The 17766-nt window shown below is 68.7% G+C and carries 19 protein-coding genes, 1 tRNA gene and 3 pseudogenes; 10 read left to right on the plus strand and 13 right to left on the minus strand.

The features are described from left to right. Positions 1 to 256: 256 nt before the first annotated feature. Positions 257 to 904 (minus strand): LLM class flavin-dependent oxidoreductase, encoded by a 648-nt coding sequence (locus tag ACIA5D_RS13590; RefSeq protein ID WP_396030182.1) that lies wholly within the window; start codon positions 902 to 904, stop codon positions 257 to 259. Between the two features lie 150 nt (positions 905 to 1054). Then, positions 1055 to 1339 carry a hypothetical protein gene (locus ACIA5D_RS13595; RefSeq protein WP_396030183.1) on the minus strand — a complete coding sequence of 95 codons (285 nt, stop codon included), beginning with the start codon at positions 1337 to 1339 and terminating at the stop codon, positions 1055 to 1057. 144 nt (positions 1340 to 1483) lie between these two features. Between ACIA5D_RS13595 and ACIA5D_RS13600 the strand changes: the two genes are divergently transcribed. Then, positions 1484 to 1630, plus strand: a complete 147-nt coding sequence (locus tag ACIA5D_RS13600) for a hypothetical protein (protein WP_396030184.1) — start codon at positions 1484 to 1486, stop codon at positions 1628 to 1630. 1 nt (position 1631) lies between these two features. On the opposite strand, the gene ACIA5D_RS13605 is transcribed toward ACIA5D_RS13600, so the two are convergent. Next, on the minus strand, positions 1632 to 1979 hold the full coding sequence (locus ACIA5D_RS13605; RefSeq protein ID WP_396030185.1) for a winged helix-turn-helix transcriptional regulator: 348 nt from the start codon (positions 1977 to 1979) through the stop codon (positions 1632 to 1634). A gap of 136 nt (positions 1980 to 2115) precedes the next feature. Between ACIA5D_RS13605 and ACIA5D_RS13610 the strand changes: the two genes are divergently transcribed. Beyond that, positions 2116 to 2673 carry an NADPH-dependent FMN reductase gene (locus ACIA5D_RS13610; RefSeq protein ID WP_396030186.1) on the plus strand — a complete coding sequence of 186 codons (558 nt, stop codon included), beginning with the start codon at positions 2116 to 2118 and terminating at the stop codon, positions 2671 to 2673. Between the two features lie 264 nt (positions 2674 to 2937). On the opposite strand, the gene ACIA5D_RS13615 is transcribed toward ACIA5D_RS13610, so the two are convergent. Next, positions 2938 to 3819 (minus strand): NmrA/HSCARG family protein, encoded by an 882-nt coding sequence (locus tag ACIA5D_RS13615; protein ID WP_396030187.1) that lies wholly within the window; start codon positions 3817 to 3819, stop codon positions 2938 to 2940. 93 nt (positions 3820 to 3912) lie between these two features. On the opposite strand from ACIA5D_RS13615, the gene ACIA5D_RS13620 reads away from it, so the two are divergent. Continuing rightward, on the plus strand, positions 3913 to 4473 hold the full coding sequence (locus ACIA5D_RS13620) for a TetR/AcrR family transcriptional regulator (protein WP_396030188.1): 561 nt from the start codon (positions 3913 to 3915) through the stop codon (positions 4471 to 4473). 583 nt (positions 4474 to 5056) lie between these two features. Here the strand turns inward: ACIA5D_RS13620 and ACIA5D_RS13625 are convergent. Next, on the minus strand, positions 5057 to 5818 hold the full coding sequence (locus tag ACIA5D_RS13625) for a DUF2218 domain-containing protein (protein ID WP_396030189.1): 762 nt from the start codon (positions 5816 to 5818) through the stop codon (positions 5057 to 5059). A gap of 20 nt (positions 5819 to 5838) precedes the next feature. Beyond that, positions 5839 to 6447, minus strand: a complete 609-nt coding sequence (locus ACIA5D_RS13630; protein ID WP_396030190.1) for a class I SAM-dependent methyltransferase — start codon at positions 6445 to 6447, stop codon at positions 5839 to 5841. A 148-nt stretch (positions 6448 to 6595) separates the two neighbouring features. Here ACIA5D_RS13630 and ACIA5D_RS13635 point away from each other — a divergent pair, with 148 nt between their 5' ends. Next, positions 6596 to 7126 carry a TetR/AcrR family transcriptional regulator gene (locus ACIA5D_RS13635; RefSeq protein ID WP_396030191.1) on the plus strand — a complete coding sequence of 177 codons (531 nt, stop codon included), beginning with the start codon at positions 6596 to 6598 and terminating at the stop codon, positions 7124 to 7126. A 339-nt stretch (positions 7127 to 7465) separates the two neighbouring features. Here the strand turns inward: ACIA5D_RS13635 and ACIA5D_RS13640 are convergent. From ACIA5D_RS13640 to ACIA5D_RS13665, 6 genes and pseudogenes are all read right to left on the minus strand, one after another. Further along, positions 7466 to 7585 (minus strand): annotated as a pseudogene (locus tag ACIA5D_RS13640) (helix-turn-helix domain-containing protein); the annotation flags it as partial. 186 nt (positions 7586 to 7771) lie between these two features. Next, the gene (locus tag ACIA5D_RS13645; RefSeq protein WP_396030354.1) at positions 7772 to 7936 is read right to left on the minus strand and encodes a TetR family transcriptional regulator; all 165 of its coding nucleotides are present in this window, start codon (positions 7934 to 7936) and stop codon (positions 7772 to 7774) included. 6 nt (positions 7937 to 7942) lie between these two features. Next, positions 7943 to 8210, minus strand: a pseudogene (locus ACIA5D_RS13650) (IS3 family transposase); the annotation flags it as partial. A 25-nt stretch (positions 8211 to 8235) separates the two neighbouring features. Beyond that, positions 8236 to 8406: pseudogene (locus ACIA5D_RS13655) on the minus strand (IS30 family transposase); the annotation flags it as partial. Positions 8407 to 8952: 546 nt separating this feature from the next. After that, on the minus strand, positions 8953 to 9609 hold the full coding sequence (locus ACIA5D_RS13660) for a LuxR C-terminal-related transcriptional regulator (protein ID WP_396030192.1): 657 nt from the start codon (positions 9607 to 9609) through the stop codon (positions 8953 to 8955). Continuing rightward, positions 9600 to 11501, minus strand: coding sequence for a GAF domain-containing sensor histidine kinase (locus ACIA5D_RS13665; RefSeq protein WP_396030193.1), 1902 nt, complete (start codon positions 11499 to 11501; stop codon positions 9600 to 9602). The genes ACIA5D_RS13660 and ACIA5D_RS13665 overlap by 10 nt, the downstream gene beginning before the upstream one ends. Before the next feature lie 107 nt (positions 11502 to 11608). Here ACIA5D_RS13665 and ACIA5D_RS13670 point away from each other — a divergent pair, with 107 nt between their 5' ends. Together ACIA5D_RS13670 and ACIA5D_RS13675 are read left to right on the plus strand one after the other, a co-directional pair. Beyond that, positions 11609 to 12205 carry a hypothetical protein gene (locus tag ACIA5D_RS13670; protein ID WP_396030194.1) on the plus strand — a complete coding sequence of 199 codons (597 nt, stop codon included), beginning with the start codon at positions 11609 to 11611 and terminating at the stop codon, positions 12203 to 12205. A 159-nt stretch (positions 12206 to 12364) separates the two neighbouring features. After that, the gene (locus ACIA5D_RS13675; RefSeq protein WP_396030195.1) at positions 12365 to 13048 is read left to right on the plus strand and encodes a site-specific integrase; all 684 of its coding nucleotides are present in this window, start codon (positions 12365 to 12367) and stop codon (positions 13046 to 13048) included. 97 nt (positions 13049 to 13145) lie between these two features. Here the strand turns inward: ACIA5D_RS13675 and ACIA5D_RS13680 are convergent. Further along, positions 13146 to 13221: transfer RNA gene (locus ACIA5D_RS13680), tRNA-Lys, on the minus strand. A 159-nt stretch (positions 13222 to 13380) separates the two neighbouring features. Between ACIA5D_RS13680 and ACIA5D_RS13685 the strand changes: the two genes are divergently transcribed. From ACIA5D_RS13685 to ACIA5D_RS13700, 4 genes are all read left to right on the plus strand, one after another. Beyond that, complete coding sequence (locus ACIA5D_RS13685) at positions 13381 to 14625, plus strand: Ig-like domain-containing protein (RefSeq protein ID WP_396030355.1); 1245 nt, start codon at positions 13381 to 13383, stop codon at positions 14623 to 14625. 228 nt (positions 14626 to 14853) lie between these two features. After that, a complete protein-coding gene (locus ACIA5D_RS13690) occupies positions 14854 to 16092 on the plus strand; it encodes an Ig-like domain-containing protein (RefSeq protein ID WP_396030196.1) in 1239 nt (412 codons plus the stop codon). A 245-nt stretch (positions 16093 to 16337) separates the two neighbouring features. Then, entirely contained in the window at positions 16338 to 16619 is a 282-nt protein-coding gene (locus ACIA5D_RS13695) for a hypothetical protein (RefSeq protein ID WP_396030197.1), read from the plus strand. Positions 16620 to 16798: 179 nt separating this feature from the next. Beyond that, on the plus strand, positions 16799 to 17686 hold the full coding sequence (locus ACIA5D_RS13700; RefSeq protein WP_396030198.1) for an MHYT domain-containing protein: 888 nt from the start codon (positions 16799 to 16801) through the stop codon (positions 17684 to 17686). Positions 17687 to 17766: the final 80 nt, after the last annotated feature.

Raw genomic sequence — 17766 nt, forward strand, 5'->3', positions numbered from 1 at the left:
GCTCGTCGGTGAACGCGCGGCGGCCGCGAGCCGCGCCGGTTTGGCCTCGTGCACACGCAGGTTGGTGATCGCGTAGACCGTCTCGGTGGTGAGGCGTTTCGGCTGGTCCAAGCGATGTCTTCGGCGGCGGACCTGTAAGGCAGGTCGCGCCGCTGGTCTTCGACGGCAGCCGCTACCGCCGGCTGCACGGTGGCGACGACTGAGCGAACCTATCGCAGATCCAGGTGTTCGCGCAGGGTGCGGCCGGTGTACTCGGTTAGAGGCCGCGTTCCTGCAGTTCTGGCACCAGCTTGTCGACGATGTCCTCGATCGTGCCGGGCAGCCGCTGCGGCAGGATGTTGAAGCCGTCCACCACCCGGTTCTGGTCGTAGCGAGCCCACTCGTCGGCGACCTGGCCGGGCGTGCCGACGAACGAGTTGTGCCGCGGGTTGACTTCGGTCACCAGCTCGCGGATCGACCAGCCACGCTCGGCGGCCAGCCGCCTCCAGCTGGCGATGCGTTCCAGCTTGCCGGTGCGGAACTCGATCGGGATCGTGCCGCGGGACGGGTCGAGCGCGCCCTCTGCGGGCTCGATGTCCGGCAGCGGACGGTCCGGGTCGTACCCGGAGAGATCCTTGCCCCAGAACTGCTCGAGGTAGGCGATGGCGCGCGGCCCGGTGGTCTGTTCGCGCTGGATCCACGCGGCCTTCTCGGCCGCCTCGGCCGGGGTGTCGCCGAGCACCACCGAAGCTTCCGGCAGGATGCGCAGCGAATCGGGGGAGCGGCCGTACGCGGCGAGCCGCTCGCGCAGGTCGGCGGCGTACGCGACGGCCTTGTCGTAATCGGTGTTGGCCGAGAAGACCACGTCGGCGTGGCGGGCGGCCAGGTCGCGTCCGCCGGGGGAGTCGCCGGCCTGGAAGATCACCGGACGGCCCTGCGGGCTGGGCTGGGCGGTCGGCGCGGCGGTCAGGTCGACCAGATCGGTGTGCCGGTGTGCGAGGCGAAGTCGTCGGCGGTCCAGATGAGCTGCGGCCCGACGCCGGTGAAGAAAACTCCCAGGTGCAGCATGGCTCTCCTATCGGGTGGTAGCGAACCGGTTGGCGGGCCGGGGCAGCCCGAGCGTCTCGCGCAGCGTCGGGCCTACCGGTGGCAGCGGCCCGGCCGAGGCGGCGATGCGGGGGAGGTCGGCGACCGAGGCCCGCAGCCGGACGCCGTCGACAACGCCGGCCAGTTCGGGGAACCCGTTATCGGGCAGGGTGTCGAGGTCGGCGAAGACCAGCGGCGCGCCGTCCACGCCTTCTACGAGAGCCTGGACCCGCTCGCCGGGCTTGTCACCGATTGGCTCCGTGCGTGAGGCCATGCGGCAGGCCAGCCTCGCGCTGATCGCCGCCGACCATACGCTGGCCCGGCAGGTGACCGAGCGCGACGCCGAGATCGATGTGGCGGCCCGGCTGGAACGCGACGACGAGCGACGGACCAGCTGCACCGCCAGCTGTTCACGGTCATGCTCAGCCCGGAGCGGCCGCTGGGGGTTGAGGGCACCGTCGACGGTGCCCTGCTCGGCCGCTGCTATTACCGGTACGCGGACCACGCCGTGGACGTCGGCCACCACGTCGTTTTCCTGGTCACCGGCAAACCGTCGATCCGCTGACCTACTCGCCGCGGTTCGTCAGAACGGCGCGGCCGTTGTCGTCGACCCAGCGGATGAGCCCGTCGATCGGCCCGAGCAGGCTGCGGCCGAGCGGGGTGAGCGCGTACTCGACCCGGGGCGGCACCTCGGCGTAGACGTTGCGCGAGACCAGGCCGTCGCGTTCCAGGTCGCGCAGGGTCTTGGTGAGCAGGCGGTGCGAGATGCCGTCGATGCGCCGCTGGATCGTGGTGAACCGCTGCTCCTTCTCGACGAGGGCGGCGATGACCACCAGGGTCCATTTGTCGCCGATGGTGGTGAGCAGGCCGCGCAACACCGCTCGCAGGGCGTCGTCGGCGCACGTGTTGGTCATTCCGGGCTCCTTCGCCACACGCACGTTTTGGTGCGTACCGCATTCCATAGTGCGCATTGCCGATAGGGAATCAAGGGATCGGACGGGTCGCTCTCGGAGGCGAGGGACGCCGTCCCGATCCTGAAGGAGTATGACCATGACCAAAATCGCTGTCATCGTCGGCAGTGTCCGGCCGGGCCGGTACGGCCGAAGGGTCGCGGACTGGGTGCTGGCCCAGGCCGTACCGCGCGGGGACGCCGATTTCGAGATCGTCGACCTCGCCGACTACCCGCTTCCGCACCTCGACGAGCCGATCCCGGCGTCGGGCGGCCAATACGCCAACGAGCACACCAAGGCCTGGTCGCAGGCCATCGACGGGTTCGACGGGTTCGTGTTCGTCACCCCGGAGTACAACCACTCGACCTCGGGCGTGCTGAAGAACGCGATCGACTATCTCTACGCCGAGTGGAACAACAAGGCGGCCGGGTTCGTCAGCTACGGCGTCGTCGGCGGGGCCCGCGCGGTCGAACATCTCCGGCTGATCGCGGCCGAGTTGCAGCTGGCGACCGTACGCTCGCAGGTCGCGTTGTCGTTCTACACGGACTTCGAGAACTTCCAGACCCTGGTACCGGAAGCCCGCCAGGTCGCGGCGCTGACCGACACACTCGATCAGGTGGTCGCCTGGTCGGATGCCCTCGCGACACTGCGGAAATGAGATGCTGCCCGGTGGCGTCCCGCCGCCGGGCAGCACGACCCGCCGTGAATCGCCGCGTTGCCCCGCCGGATCTTGAGGCGCTGCTGCCGTTCTCGAGCCGACCGCCGAGTCGCTCGGCTGCGCGCTGGAGCTGGAGAACCTGCGGGATAGCTTTGTCGGCAGCGCGAGCTTTCGGCGCCAGCTACGGGTTGCCGCCGCCCACGATGGCAGCCTCAAGGCGGTGGTGTCGTCGCTCGGGCGGGAGCTGCGCGAGGGCCGCCCTCACTAGCTCTGAGCGGCGAACAACCGCTCGAATCGGATCCTGCCGTCACGCTCCAGCCAGGCGGGAAAGGTGAGCAGGCCGGGATGCAGGGCGCGGAGGGCCGGGATGTCGGCGTGCCAGCCACCGAAGTTCTTCGCCCGGTCCAGATCGTCGAGGTTGGCACCCATTTTCTCCAGAGCCTCGCGGGGGATCGGCGGTAGCTGGATTTCGTGGCCGGTGGCCCGTTCGATGGCGGTCACCGCTTCCTCGCGGGTGAGTTCGTCGCCGGCGAGTTCCAGGGCGCGGCCGAGGTAGCGGTCGGGATCGGCGAAGGCCAGAGCGGCGAACTCGCCGATGTCGGCGGCGGCAATCATCTGGACGCGCGTGCCCGGCGCCACCATCCTGAGCACCGAGAACTCGCCGGTGACGCCGTAATGGGCGTCCGCGTGGTTCTCCATGAACATCACCGGTCGCAGAACGGTGACCGGTAGGTCCAGCTTCGCGATGTGCTGCTCGATCTCCCACTTCGTGTTCCAATGCGAGATGCCGCTGTCGCGGTCGGCGCCGCCCACCGAGGCGTAGACGAGGTGGCCGACGCCGGCGGTCCGTGCTGCCTCGGCGACGTTGATACCCATGCGCACCTCGCCGCCGTCGAAATGCGGGGCGCCGTTGGCCGGCTGGATGCTGAACACGCCGTACGCGTCCCGCATGGCGGAGGTCATGCCGTCGCGGTCGGTCATGTCGCGCTGGACGAGCTCGGCGCCGGCCTCGTGCAGAGCGCGTGCGGCCGGCGCCGCCAGGTCCCGTACCAGGGCGCGGACGTGCCAGCCGTCGCGCAGAAGGCTGCGGGCCGTGGCGCCGCCCTGGTTGCCGGTGGCGCCGGTGACGACAATGGTTCGACTCATGGGGATCTCCTCGGAGAGGGCTACGCTTGACGGCGGAGCACTGCTCCGATAGTGGCGGAGCGGTGCTCCGATTGTCAATGAGAGGCTCTTGGTGTGCCTGCCGAATCCCGGGCGGATGCCCGTCGCAACTACGCCCTGCTGCTGGACGAAGCCCGGTCCGCGTTCGCGGAGTACGGCACCGAGGCGTCGTTGCGGGATGTCGCGCGCCGGGCCGGTGTCGGGATCGGCACCCTCTACCGGCACTTCCCGAACCGCGACGCGTTGCTGGCCGCGTTGCTGAGCAGCAACTTCGACGAGTTGCGCGAGCAAGCCGAGGCACTGCTGGCCGCCGACGGCGCGCGGGAAGCGCTCCTGACATGGCTCACCCGGCTCGCCATCGGCTCGACCGCCTACCGGGGCCTGCCGGAATCGGTGATGGCCGCGCTGCACGACGAAGGCTCGCAGCTGCACACCTCCTGCGTGGCGATGCACGAGGCGGGCGGCCGGTTGCTCAGCCGCGCCCAGGAGGCGGGCGAGGTGCGCGACGACGTCACCGCCGGCGAGCTGCTCGCGTTGGCGGCCGGTGTGGCGTGGGCCGGTGAGCGGTCCGGCGGTTCGCCCGATCTGATCGGCCGCTTGTTGTCGTACACGATGGAGGGCCTGACGGCAGGCTGAGGACGATCAGGTCAGGGCGGCGCGGCGGAGCACGCCGGTGATCCGGCCCTCGGTGAGGCCAGCGAGCCAGGTGGCGTCTGCCGGTGTGCTGGCCAGGGCGTCCGCGGCCGCCTCGTGTACGCCGACCGTCGGCAGGGCCGGGCTGCGACCACGGCGGTGCCGGTGGAGGCGCCGACGAGGATGCCTTCCTCGCGGACGAGCCGGCGGGTCATCTCGATCATTCGCGGTTGGTTCGTGGGCCACGACACTGGCCACCTTCCGTGCGTGCCGGATGACAGGGTGCAGGATGACCATGGCTCTCGAGCTGCTGCCCAGGACGTTCGCGGTGGGGTGTCCGGTGTGTTCGATCAGGCGCATGGCGTCGTCGGCGTCGGTGTCCAGGCGGTGCTGGTCGTCCTGCGGGCCGTGCAGGGGGCTTGCGGGAGAAGCCGCGCCGGTCGTAGGTGGTGTAGCGGGCGGTGAGGTGGTCGGTGAGGGGCATTGAACACGCGGCCGTCACCGCCGGCGCCGGGGATCAGGACGATCAGTGGACCGCTGCCGCGGATGTCGTAGTGCAGTCGGGCGCCGGGAACCTCGACGCTCGTCATTGAGGGCTGGTCTGGGTGGCCGGCCCGTCGGTGTGTGGGTCGTGCGGCGGGAGGCTGGGGTCGTCGGGGGTGGTGGCGGGTCCGCGATGCTGGCTGCCCCTTGCCTGAAGGTGCCCGTGCAGTTGTCGGAAGTGCGTGTGGCGCAGTGCCCGGCGGCCCACCGTTAACAGCAGGATCTTCCCGACGACGATGGCCAGGACGATGTCGATGGATAGGTTGGTCCACCGCGAGTTGGGCAGTAGCGCCGCGCCCAGGCCGAGATGGACGGCAACAGCCGCTGCGATCAGGACAGCGGCCAGGATGGTGGTGCGGCGGCGGGTCCGCGTCTCGGTGCCGGGATCGGGTGAGGTGCTCGCGGGGCCTTGCGTGATGGCGCCGGCTACGTCGGTGTCGGTGGTTTGGGGTGGTGGCCAGGTCACCGTCAGTTGGTCGCGCCGCCCGAACCGTTGCAGGTCTTGGGCGAGGATGGCCTGGATCTGCTGTAACGCTTCCAGGTCGGTTGCGTTCACGCGCACGGTTAGGCTGTTTCCGGCCGCGTGCAGGGTGGCCTTTCCCAGCGGGCTGATGGTGATGGTGCCGTCGGTGTCGGAGCAGTCCGCCCGGATCTGCAACTCGCCGCGGGCAAGCGCGGCGCCGGTGGCGTGGTTCCGGGGCCGGTGCCCGCCGCCGGTGGCGCCCATCGCGGTGGCGTGGCGGCACAGTTGCGTCAGGTAGCGGCTGGGACGGTCGATATCGATCGTGGTTTCGCAGGTCAACATGGCAGTCCTTGGTGTCGAGGTCAGATTCGGGTGGCAGCGGCGAACCAGGCCGCGACGGCGTACGGCGCGGCGGTGATGTCGATGCTCGCCGGTTCGATCGTGTCCAGCCGCCATCGGTCCGCGAAGGCGGCGGTGATGTCCTGGCGGGTCAGCCGGTGCCGCCCGAAGGGGCCATGATGTTGATCGCTGAACCCGAGTAGGTAGTACTGCCCGCCTGGTGACAGCGCCGAGTGCAGGCTCGTGACATACGCCGCCCGCTGTTCACCAGCAAGAATGTGGAACAGCCCGCAGTCCAGGATCGTGTCGAACGATTCGCCCAGTTCGGCCAGCTTCAGCGCGTCGAATTGCAGGAATCGCGCGTGCAGCCCCCGGTCGCCGGCTTTGTGCTCGGCGGTCCGCAGGGCGTTGCCCGCCAGGTCGACACCGGTGGCCTGCAGGCCGAGTTGGGCGGCCAGCAGGGCGTGTTCGCCGGTACCGCAGCCGACATCCAGTACCCGTCCCCGAAGGCGTCCGGCCTCGGCCAGAGTGAGAAAAGCCGGCTGAGGTCGACCGATGTCCCACGGCGGCGGGCTTGCGTACAGCCCGTCGGGCGTCGCCGGGCCGGTGTGGCCTGCCAGGTCTTCCACCACTTCGTCCCCTCTACGTGGTCGCCAGCGACTGCAATTTATCGAGACATCTGTCTACGGTCAAGGGCAACTGTGTCATGGGTGGTCACCGTGTAGAGTTTGGTGGGTGCCGAAGTTGTGGGACGAAACGATCGAGGGGCACCGCCACCACGTGCGCCAGGCGATCCTGGACACGACCGCGGCACTGGTTTCGCAGCACGGCCTACGGTCGGTGACGATGTCGCAGATCGCCGAACAGGCCGGAATCGGCCGGGCGACGCTGTACAAGTACTTCCCGGATATCGAGGCGATCCTGCACGCCTGGCATGCCCTGCAGATCACCGGCCACCTGCAACATCTGGCTGAGCTCCGCGACCAGGTAAGCGATCCATACCAGCGGCTGGCGGCCGTCTTGCAGGCGTACGCCCTCATCTCCCACCAGACCCGCGGACATCAGGACCTGGGCTTCGTTACGTTCCTGCACCAAGACGAGCACCTGGCCCACGCGCAGCGGCAACTCCACGATCTGGTCCGTGAGCTGATCGCCGACGGTGCAGAAGGAGGCCACCTGCGCGGCGACGTCACCCCCGACGAACTGGCTGGCTTCTGCCTGCACGCGCTCAACGCCGCCGCCACCCTGCCCTCTCCTGACGCCGTCCGGCGCCTCGTCCAGGTCACCATGGCCGGACTTCGTGTCCAATAGCTCGGCCCGCGGGCCTGTGCGCCCGCAGAATCTGCCGTGCTTCGTGTGGTGACCATCTCGTGACTGCTGACCGGGCGTAGCCCGATCGACGCCGCTGGCAACTCGCCACCGGCGACAGGAAGGTCTGACGACAGGAAACCGCATTCCTGTCGTTCCGACGCGCCGCCTGGGCCGCCGCCCTCTCGAAGGCAGTCGTCCGGCCGGCCTTCACGCCTACGGCCGATGGTGGTCATCGTGAACGCTGTGCAGCCACCAGCATGTCGCCAGGTCGCGGTGCTCGACCTCCGTGCGGATCGGGGTGGTCTTGGCGAGGCGAGGCGCCGCCCGTAACAGGGTTCTCGCGAGGGCGTTGTTCACCGTGTTCCGCGACATCCGCAACCGCCGGGCTATGGCCTGGATCCCCATCCCTTCCGACCGCCGCAGCCGCCTGATCTCCGCCCAGTCCTCCACGCTCAGCACCTACCGATATTTCAGGAAGTGGTCCCGATGGGGCCGGAACCACGTGATCAGTTTGACGGTCGACGGTGCGCAGGCTGTCACACCGCTCGAGGATGCGGGCTGGATCGGCGTGTACGCGGTCGGTGCGTTCGGCCGTGGGCCGGATGATCCAGCCAGTTACCTCCCGCGGCTTCGGCGCGACTGCGGTCACGGCGGCCGCCCGCGCGGGTCGAGCGCGCCCGCCGACTCCAGCAGCGCGGTGCTCTGCAGCGCCCGTGCCTCCAGCAGCGCGACCAGCAGCTCCTCCTTGCGGGGGAAGTGGCGCAGCAGCCCGGTGTAGCTGATCCCGGCCCGCTTGGCGGTGTCCTTCAGCTGGTTCTATGCGACTGACAGGGTGGTGTGGAGCCCTTCATATTCGTTGGGCGTGAGCACGCCGAGGGAGCTGTGGCGGCGTTGCCGGTCGCGGAAGATCTCGAGGTAGTCGAAGATCGCGTTGGCCAGTTCGATGCGGGTCTTTCCACTTCTTGCGATCGAGTAGCTCGGTCTGCATTCGACCCCAGAACGATTCCATCATCCCGTTGTCGAAACAGTCCCCGATCGTGCCCATCGACGGCACCAGCCCGGACGCGCGGGCGCGTTCGGTGAAGGCCTAGGACGCGAACTGCCTGGATTCAATCGGTCGTCACAACATCAGCCTGTTGAAGAGATCGTAGATGTTCGTCGAGGGCTTCGGCGGGTGTCCTCCAGCCGAGAGTTTTCCGGGGTCGGCTGTTGAGTGTGTGGGCGACGGCGTTGATCTCCTCGGCGGTCCATCCGGATAGGTCGGTGCCCTTCGTGAAGTACCCGGAGCCGCTGCCCGAAATCCCAGAAGGTATATTGGCGGCTGTTCATTCTGCGCGCCCAGTTCACCAGCTGGATAGACAGTCGCTGATAATCCGCTTCCGGCGCTGCGTATCCATTGTCCTGGGTCAGGAAATCGTTGTCATCGCTGATTGGCTCTGCAAATGAGCGAGGATGCCGATCCAGGTCGAATGATGCCGCTGACGAACTGCGACACCCTCGCTGACACCGTTAAGCCGCAATGTAGACGATGTTGAGGTGCGGGCGATAGAAGCCCTGCGCTGCTCTTCCATAGCGTGAAACGAGCCGATCGTACTCCTCGACCAACGCGCCTTCGGCTCTGAGGAGCACGTCGCACCGTGGCGATGAACAACCCGTCCACCACGTTGTCGCCGTGCAGAAGCCGGAAGAACTGGTCGCGACCACGCTGCACGCCTCGACCCGCCAGCCTCCGTCCGGTGTCTCGTACGCGCCGACCACGTTGCCCTGCGGCGGGTAGGCGATCGGTTGGAGGCTCAGCGGACGGACGCGTCGCTGCGGTCTGTCCCTCACCCTAGAGTCCCACCGCGAAGAAAGGTCAGCACGGCGAGAACCCGCCGGTGCTCGCGCTCGTCCGCGACCAAGCCGAGCTTCGTGAAGATCGACGTCACGTGCGCCTCGACCGTCTTCACCGCGAGATGCAGCTCGCCGGCCACCGCGACGTTGGACCGGCCTTGCGCCATCAGCCGCAGCACGGCTCGCTCCCGGCCGGTCAATTCCCGCAACGGATCCCGCTCACGGCGCCTGGCGACCAGCCGGGTGACGAGCTCGGGGTCGATGACGGTATCCCCGCGCGCCACCGACCGGATCTGTGATCCGAACAAGGTCAGGTCCGACACCCGGTCCTTGAGCAGGTAGCCGACCCCGCCCTCGAACTCGGTCATCAGCCGTAGCGCGTGGTGGACCTCGACGTATTGGGAAAGGATCATGAGGCCGACGCCCGGGACTAGGGCGCGGACCGCCGCGGCCGTCTCGAGGCCCTCAGCCGCGTACCCGGGCGGCATACGCAGATCGAGCACCGCGACATCCGGCGGGTCGGCCCGCACCAGCGCGAGCAGGGACGGGCCATCGCCGGTCCGGCCGGTGACCGTGAAACCGGCGTCGGTCAGGATCCGGGCCATGCCCTCGCGGAACAGCACCGCGTCGTCGGCCAGCATCACCCGCACGGGATCACCGTCGCCAGGCGCGTACCGGACGGGCCGCTCGTCACGGTCAGCCGTGCGTCCAATGCGGCCAACCGGTCGGCAAGCCCCTCGAGGCCGGCGCCGGGCTGCACCACCGCTCCACCGGTCCCGTCGTCGGCCACCTCGACGGCCAGTCCCGTGGCGGTGAGCTCAGCCCGGACAGCGGCATGCCGGGCGCCGGCGTGCTTGGCGGCGTTCGTCAGCCCCTCACTCACCAGGAAATAGGCCGTAGCCTCGATCTCCGCAGCGAGCCGGCGGTCGACGGCCACGCTGAGCCGGACGGGCACCGCCGAGCGATCAGCCAAGAACTCCAGCGCGGCTTCCAGGCCGTCCTGAGTCAGCACAGCCGGATGCAGGCCGCGGGCCATCTCACGCAGCTCAGCCGTGGCTTCGAGCAGTTGCATCCGGACTATGTCCGCCCGCGCGGCCACACCGGTGGATCCGGCGGCGGACGCCAGCTGCACCACGGCCCCGAGCTCCATCGCCACCGTTACCAGCCGCTGCTGTGCCCCGTCGTGCAGGTCGCGTTCCAGGCGCCGGCGTGCGGCATCACCGGCGGCGATCAGGCGCTTCGCGGTCGCCCGGAGTTCGAGGACCAGACCGGCCTGCGCGGCCAGGTCGGCGATCAGCTTCCGCTCCGCGGTGGTCAGGCTTTCACCAGGCGCTTTCCGTACGGCGAGCGCACCGCGCACCCGTCCGTCATGCATGATCGGTACGGCGTCCAGGTCGTCGCGTGACGGGGGCACCGCCGAGGCCGGCCATATCGCCTCGGTGCGGAGCTCATCGGCTGGTCCCGAGTAGAGCACGACCTCGCGAGCGCCGACCCCGTCGGCCGCCGTGGCGCAGATGCCGGCGAGCAGTCCACCCGCCGGGCCGGCCAGATGGTCCGACAGCCGCGACAACGCCTCGTACGGGCTGGCCCGGTGTCCGTAGACGAGCCGGTCTGCCAGCCGTTGCACCCGGCTGCGCAGCGGCTCGAACACGACCGCCACGATCGCCGTGGCCAGTAACGGCAGCAGGGTTCCGTGCCCGCGTACCAGCGAGCCCGCGCCCGTCACGACAGCGACGTACCCGACCGCCACGAGCGCCGCCATCGCCGTCCACACCAGCGACTTGTTGATGACCGGGTCGATGTCGTAGAGCCGGTACTTGAGGATCGCCGCCCCGGCGGCCACGGCAACCAGTGGCACGGTCAGCGTGCCGGGCACCGGCGTCCGGAGCACCGTCAGCCCGAGCACCATGACCGCGGCGGACACGGCTACCGCGTACACGAACCATCGCAGCTGCCGCGCCTCGTCGCCGCGCGCCCGCCCCAGCCGAACCACGACGCAGGCTGCGGGGATCAGCTGGAACAGCAGGTAGGCGATCGGCCGCGCGACCCGGTAGGCGGCTGCGGCCGGCCCGGCACCGGGCAGGTCGAACGGGGGCGAGAGTCCCGTCCGGGCGGCCTCGACCGGCCACAGCGCCGAAACTCCGGCTAGCACGACGGCGACCGCGGCGAGGGCGGCGACCACCGGACGCCAGCCGGGCGACGGCAGCCGGCCGGTCGGGAAACACATCACGGTGACGCCGATGACAACCAGCATGATCGGCAACGGCCACACGCCCAGCCAGCCGATCCACGTCGCGCCGGGCAGCAGCCCGGGGTGCAGGGCGTACTGGCGCCCGGCGAACATGACCGCGTGCCCGGCGCCGGTCGCGACGAACAACCATCCTTCGCGATTGCCGGGCCTGCGGCGGACGACGAACAGCCCGACCGCGGTGAACGACGCCGCGATCAGCCCGTTGTGGAGGTTGGCGACGTGCAGTCCGAGGGCGAAGCCGCCCGCAACGAGCACGGCGACCAGAGCGCCGATCGCCGCGCTTCGCCTCATGCACGTATCGTGCCAGCACCGGCCGCCGGTGTGACCAGGGTTAACCCTGCGAAACCGCCGGGTCCGCCCCGATGCTGTCCCGGGCGCGATGCGATTTCGTCAGCACCATGACAACGCAACCGGGATCACCCGTCGACCGCTTGCTCACCGCATCGCTGATCTTCGCCCCACTGGTCTACCTGCTCGTCGACTGCCTTTACGCGGCCCGCGGGTGGGACGATGGGGCGGCCGGTTTCACTCACGTCCTGGGCGCCACCGCGTACGCCTTCGTCTTCCTCCGCCTCGTGACCTGGAGCGACCGGGTCATGGCCGCGGTCCTGCTGGTTGTCGCCGTGCTCGGTACAGCCGGCAACGTCGGATACGGCTTCAACACCATCCATGTCTCGCTCGGCGACACCGACCTGGTCGACGCGTCCGGTGCGGCCGTGCTGATCAAGCCGCTGGGCCTGCTCTTCCCGCTGTCGATTCTGCTGGCCGCGTGGGCCCTGCGCCGGATCGCGCCGCCGTGGCGGACCGTGACACTCGCCGTCGCCGCGGTCGCCTGGCCGGTCGCCCACATCGCCAACATCGCCTGGCTCGCCGTCCTGGTCAACGTGGCGCTGGTCGTGGCCTTCGGCGCCATTGCGATCCGTGAGATGCAACCAGCGCACAGCCGGCCCGGCAACCCGCGTGACGTCCGGGAAGCCGCTCAACGGCCCGCGTGACATCACGATCGCGTTTTCGTTCGAGTGGGCCGGGCCGCCGCCCCAGCAGCGCAGCGCACGACGGCCGGCACCGCCGGTACGCATCGCTCGTCGCGGCGCCCAACCCGCTCGTTCGCGCGACCTCACTCATCGCTGGCCGGCGCCGCCGGGCCGAGGGCGGTGAGGTGGACCGACGAGCACGTGGCGGCTTGGAAAGAGAACCGGCGAGAGCGTGACGTTGTCGCCCTCGACCTTGACGCGGCACGGGAACGTCGTGATCACTCTCTGATCGCACGGCTGGAGGCGCAGCTCGACAGGCTCGACGGCGCGGAACGTCCGTCTCCTGTAATGGTCTGGACGCCAGAGCGGACCGGGCAATTCCTCGACGGCATCGAGAACGACCGCCTCTATCCGCTGTACCACCTGATCGCCTACCGGGGAACCCGGCGTGGTGAGACGTGCGGTGCACGCTGGGTCGACCTCAACAAGGTCGCCTCCTCCCTCAAGGTCAGCGAGCAACTCGTCCAGCTCGGATGGAAGGTCGAAGCAGGCAAACCCAAGAGCGAGGCCGGCGATCGCACCATCGGCCTGGACGACGTCACCAACAACGTGCTCGAAGTGTGGCGCGGTACTTCAACCAGCTCGTCGCTGCTCTCGGCCTGCCCCCCGATCCGGCTTCATGATCTGCGGCACGGCGCCGCCACCCGCGCTCTCGAGGCGGAGGTCGACATCAAAGTCGTCCAAGAACTGCTGGGTCACTCCACCAGCGTCCTCACGCGCGACACCTACACCAGCGTGTCTCCGCGGCTGGCAAAAGAAGCCGCCGAGAAGGCCGCAAAGATGGTGCCTCGAAGGGCCGGCTGACGGCAGTGCGGGACTGGAACTGCTCCCAACGTGCTCCCAAAGCCCCAAAATGATCATGGACACCCTTCAAATTATCAAAGGATGCCCAGGTCAAGCATGGTGCGCCGCGTAGGACTCGAACCTACAACCCGCGGATTAAGAGTCCGCTGCTCTGCCAGTTGAGCTAGCGGCGCTCACCGGCAACGACGGAAACGTTAGCACGCACCCCCATGATCCTTGAAATCGGCCCACCTCACATGACCTTCACAGCGTGAATCAACCTCAGGGTGGTCCCGGACCCTTGCATTCATGGGGCAGGATGTGCCCGCAAACTTCAGAACGTGATCCAAGGGATGGTCGGCATGCGGCGCTCGCTGGTGACGGCAGTGGTGGCGGTGGTGATCGCGCCTCTCGCGCTGTCCGGTTGTGGTGACAAGAAGCCGGCTGCCGCCTCCTTCAAGGAGGGCATCAGCGCGAGCGCGAGCGCGGCGCCCAGCGGCGCTCCCACGACAGAGGCCGCCGCCGTCCCGATCGAGCTCTCCATCACCCCCGCCGCCGGCAAGAAAGACGTGCCGGTCAGCGCCGAGATCGGTTTCAAGGTCTCGGGCGCCAAGGTCACGTCGGTCACGCTGACCGACAGTGCCGGCAAGGCCGTCGCGGGCACGCTGCGCGATGACGGTTCCAGCTGGGTGCCGGGCAAGACCCTCAAGACCAAGCAGACGTACGCGGCGAGCGTCGTGGCCACTTCCGACAGCGGCCTCACCAAGACCGTCACGACCAACTTCACCACGATAGGCGCGCCAGCCCGCAAGACCGGCACCGGCCTCTACCTGTTCGACGACCACACGTACGGCGTCGCCATGCCGGTCGTGGCCGAGTTCAACCCGGGTATCAAGAAGGCCGACCGTGCCGCCGTCGAGAAGCGCATGTTCGTGCAGACCTCCCCGGCGCAGCCGGGCGTCTGGTCGTGGACGTCGTCCGGCAACCAGGCGTATTACCGCGCCAAGGAGTACTGGCAGCCGGGCACCACGCTGACCGTGCGGATCGCGGTGGGCGGCGTGCCGACCGGCGGGGGCCGCTACGGCGACCGGGACCGCGCAGCGACTGCCAAGATCGGCCGCGATCTCGAGATGACCGTCGACAACAAGACCAAGAAGATGACGGTCACCCAGGGCGGCAAGGTGGTCAGGACGGCGCCGGTGAGCCTGGGCCGGCCGAGCAAGCCCTCGGTGAGCGGCACGCTCGTGGTGATGGACAAGTTGCCGCAGACCGTCTTCGACACCACCGACACCGATGGCGCCAGGGGCTACCGCACCGAGATCGAGTTCGCGCAGCGCATCACCTGGAGCGGTCAGTACATCCACTCGGCGCCCTGGTCGGTGGGTTCGCAGGGGCACACCAACGTCTCGCACGGCTGTATCAACGTCTCCCCGTCGAACGCGCGCTGGCTGTTCGACAAGACGCTGATCGGTGACCCGGTGACGGTGAAGGGCACGGGGGTCAAGGCTGACTACGGGGACGGCTGGACGCCCTGGAACGTGAGTTGGGACGAGTTCGTGAAGGGCAGTGCTCTACCCGTACCCGAGTCTTTGAAGTGAAAAAGCAACGAGGGAGTGGGCCGGGTGCGTCTGATGGGTAGGGAAACGCGAAGCCCCCCGGCTCTTGCGACGCGAAAGTGGACGACCAGCTGCTAGACCGCCCGAATCGGGCGACTTTGCCGCTATGGCCTGTGCGACGGTTCGTCCGCGGCACGAATCCGGGATTGGTCTCCCGGCTTTCATAGAGCAATATTGGGCGCCGGGGACGAACGACGCCGTGAGGGGACCATGAACATCAGTCGAGTTCGCCGGCCGTGGCGGATAGCCGCGGTCGCGCTGATCGCAGGCACCGTCCTGCTCAGCTCGGGCTGCGGTCACGGCGACAAGTCGCCGACCTGGCAGGGCGGCGGCGAGAGCCAGGCCGCCGACGGCGGCACCGGTGCTGACGCCGCCACGCCGTCCCCGACGCCGACGCTGAGCACCGTCGCGGTCGTCTCGCCCGCGGCCGAGGCGACGAACGTGACCGCCGTGACCGAGGTCAAGTACACGAGCGAAGACCCCGAGAACACCACGGTCACCGTGACCGACGCCAAGGGCGAAGAGGTCGAGGGCACCCTCGACAAGGACGACAAGGTCTGGCGCCCCGAGAAGGCCCTCGCCTACGGCACGAAGTACACGGTGACCGTCAACGGCACCGCCTCCGAGGGCAAGGGCGGCTCGACCACCAGCGCGTTCACCACGATGGCCAAGCCGTCGAAGATCGTCCGGGTGACCAGCTTCCTGGCCGACGGTCAGACCGTCGGCGTCGGCATGCCGCTGATCATCAAGTTCAGCCGCGCGATCCCGGCGAGCTACCGCGACGACGTCGAGCGCCGCATGACCGTGACCGCGACGCCGGCGCAGGAAGGCTCCTGGGGCTGGATCAGCCCGACCGAGGTGCACTACCGGCCCAAGGTGTTCTGGAAGGCCAACTCCAAGGTCTTCGCCAACGTGCGGCTGGGCGGCCTCCCGCTGGGCAGCGGCTACTACGGCAAAACCGACCTCACGGTCGACGTCAAGATCGGCCGTTCGTTCGTCATGACGGTCTCCAACAAGACCAAGCAGATGACGGTCAAGCAGAACGGCAAGGTCATCAAGACGCTCCCGGTGAGCCTCGGCAAGGCGAGCACGCCGTCGTCGAGCGGCACGATGATCGTGATGGAGAAGGCCAGGCACACCGTCTTCGACACCACCGACACCGACCCGGTCAATGGCTACAAGACCCCGATCGACTTCGCCCAGCGCATCACCTGGAGCGGCCAGTTCATCCACGCCGCGCCCTGGTCAGAGGGCAAGCAGGGCCGCGTCAACGTCTCGCACGGCTGTGTCAACGTCTCCGAGGCGATGGGCGCCTGGTTGTTCGGCCGCACGATGATGGGCGACCCCATCACGGTCAGCGGCACCGAAGAGAAGTTGAAGCAGGGCAACGGCTGGACCGACTTCAACGTCAGCTACGCCCAGTGGAAGAAGCTCAGCTATCTCAAGTAACGGGTAACGCTTGGCGGAAAGGGCGCGGTCGGTGACGGCCGCGCTTTTTTCATATCGTACGTCGTGAGCATGCCTAATCTGGACATATGCGACTCGCGCTTGTCCTCGCCTGCTGTCTGCTCGCCGGGTGCGGTGGCGGTGGGGAGCGGGCCGGGCGGCCCGTGTCGGCTTCCGTGGGGCCCGCGCCGGCCTCCGTGGGGTCGGCCATAGCGTCACCGAGCGTGGTCCCCTCGACGACCTCCGCGGTGGTCGGCGACCCGCCGCGATCGCTCGCCTGCGCCCGTCTGGCCGCCGCCGTCGACGCGGGTTCGTTCATGACGCCCGGGGTGGTCGACGAGATCGTCGCGGCGAGCATCACCGCCGATGCTCCGCTCACCGATGCGGCGTCCCGGCTCGGGGACGCGTATCGGGCGGCGATCGCGGCGAAGGGTAAAGCGGAGGAACCGGACAGGATTGCGGCGGTTGGTGCCGCCGCTTCCGACATGTCCGGCGTGTGCGCGGCCAGCGGCCTTCGAACTGTGGGTTGATCTCGAGCGAAAAGATCAATGCCCAACGTGAGCTGCGGGTTTGCCGCCTAGGAGAGCTTCGTGCGTTGTTTCGACATCTGTAGCCGGAACGTGACGCAACCTGCGTCACAATCCTTCACAAGGTGGCGATCAAGCAGGCAATATGCAGCGCGGACTCGGGCTTGAGGAAGGGACCGGCAATGGCGCAGATCCATCACTTCGATCATGGGTGGATCACTCCCACGATCAGTTACACACTGTCCGTGTTGGGGTCGCTGCTCGGTCTCACGCTGGCGGCCCGGTTCCGGTCGGCCCGCTCGAACGGTGAGCGCGTCTGGTGGCTGATCCTCGCGGCGGTCGCGATCGGCGGCACCGCGATCTGGAGCATGCACTTCGTCGCGATGATGGGCTTCAGCGTCACCGGCACGCCGATCCGGTACGACGTGGGCATCACCGCGGCCAGCGCCATCCTGGCCGTCGTCGCCGTCGCGCTCGGCCTTGTGATCGCGTTGTTCGGCAGCAAGGCGCAGAACTTCCGGATCGTGGCCGGAGGCGTCTTCGCCGGGCTCGGCGTCGCCGCGATGCACTACACCGGCATGGCCGCGATGCACCTCAACGGCGAGATCTCCTACTCGGCCACCCGGGTCGGCATGTCCATCGGCATCGCCGTGGTGGCCGCCTCGGTCGCGCTCTGGCTGGCGGTCACGGTGCACAAGCCGCTCGCCATCTTCGTCTCGGCCCTGGTCATGGGCATCGCCGTCAACGCCATGCACTTCACGGGCATGTCGGCCATGTCGGTGCGCACCGACGCGCCGGGCACGCTCTCCGGCGCCACCGCGACCAGCCTGATCGTTCCGATCGGCGCGTCCGTGGTCTTCGGCATCCTCGGCCTCGCGTACGCCCTGATGGCCGCGCCCACCGAGGAGGACCGCGCCGCGGCGGCCTACCTGGCCGCTCGCCGCGAGAGCGGCCACACCGGAACCATCCCGCGCCAGGCGGCCGCTCCGATGGCCGAGCAGCAGCAGCCGTCGCGCGGCGCCTCCGCCCTCGGTGGCGGCTCGTGGACCTACCGGGACCGCTCCCGCTGACCGCTCCCGCTGACCGCTTGACTCTCCCCATGGGGAAGACACCAAGCTTCCTCGTGCCGGCCACACCGTCACGAGGAGGC

Source organism: Actinoplanes sp. NPDC051513 (assembly GCF_044454685.1).
Taxonomy (GTDB): domain Bacteria; phylum Actinomycetota; class Actinomycetes; order Mycobacteriales; family Micromonosporaceae; genus Actinoplanes.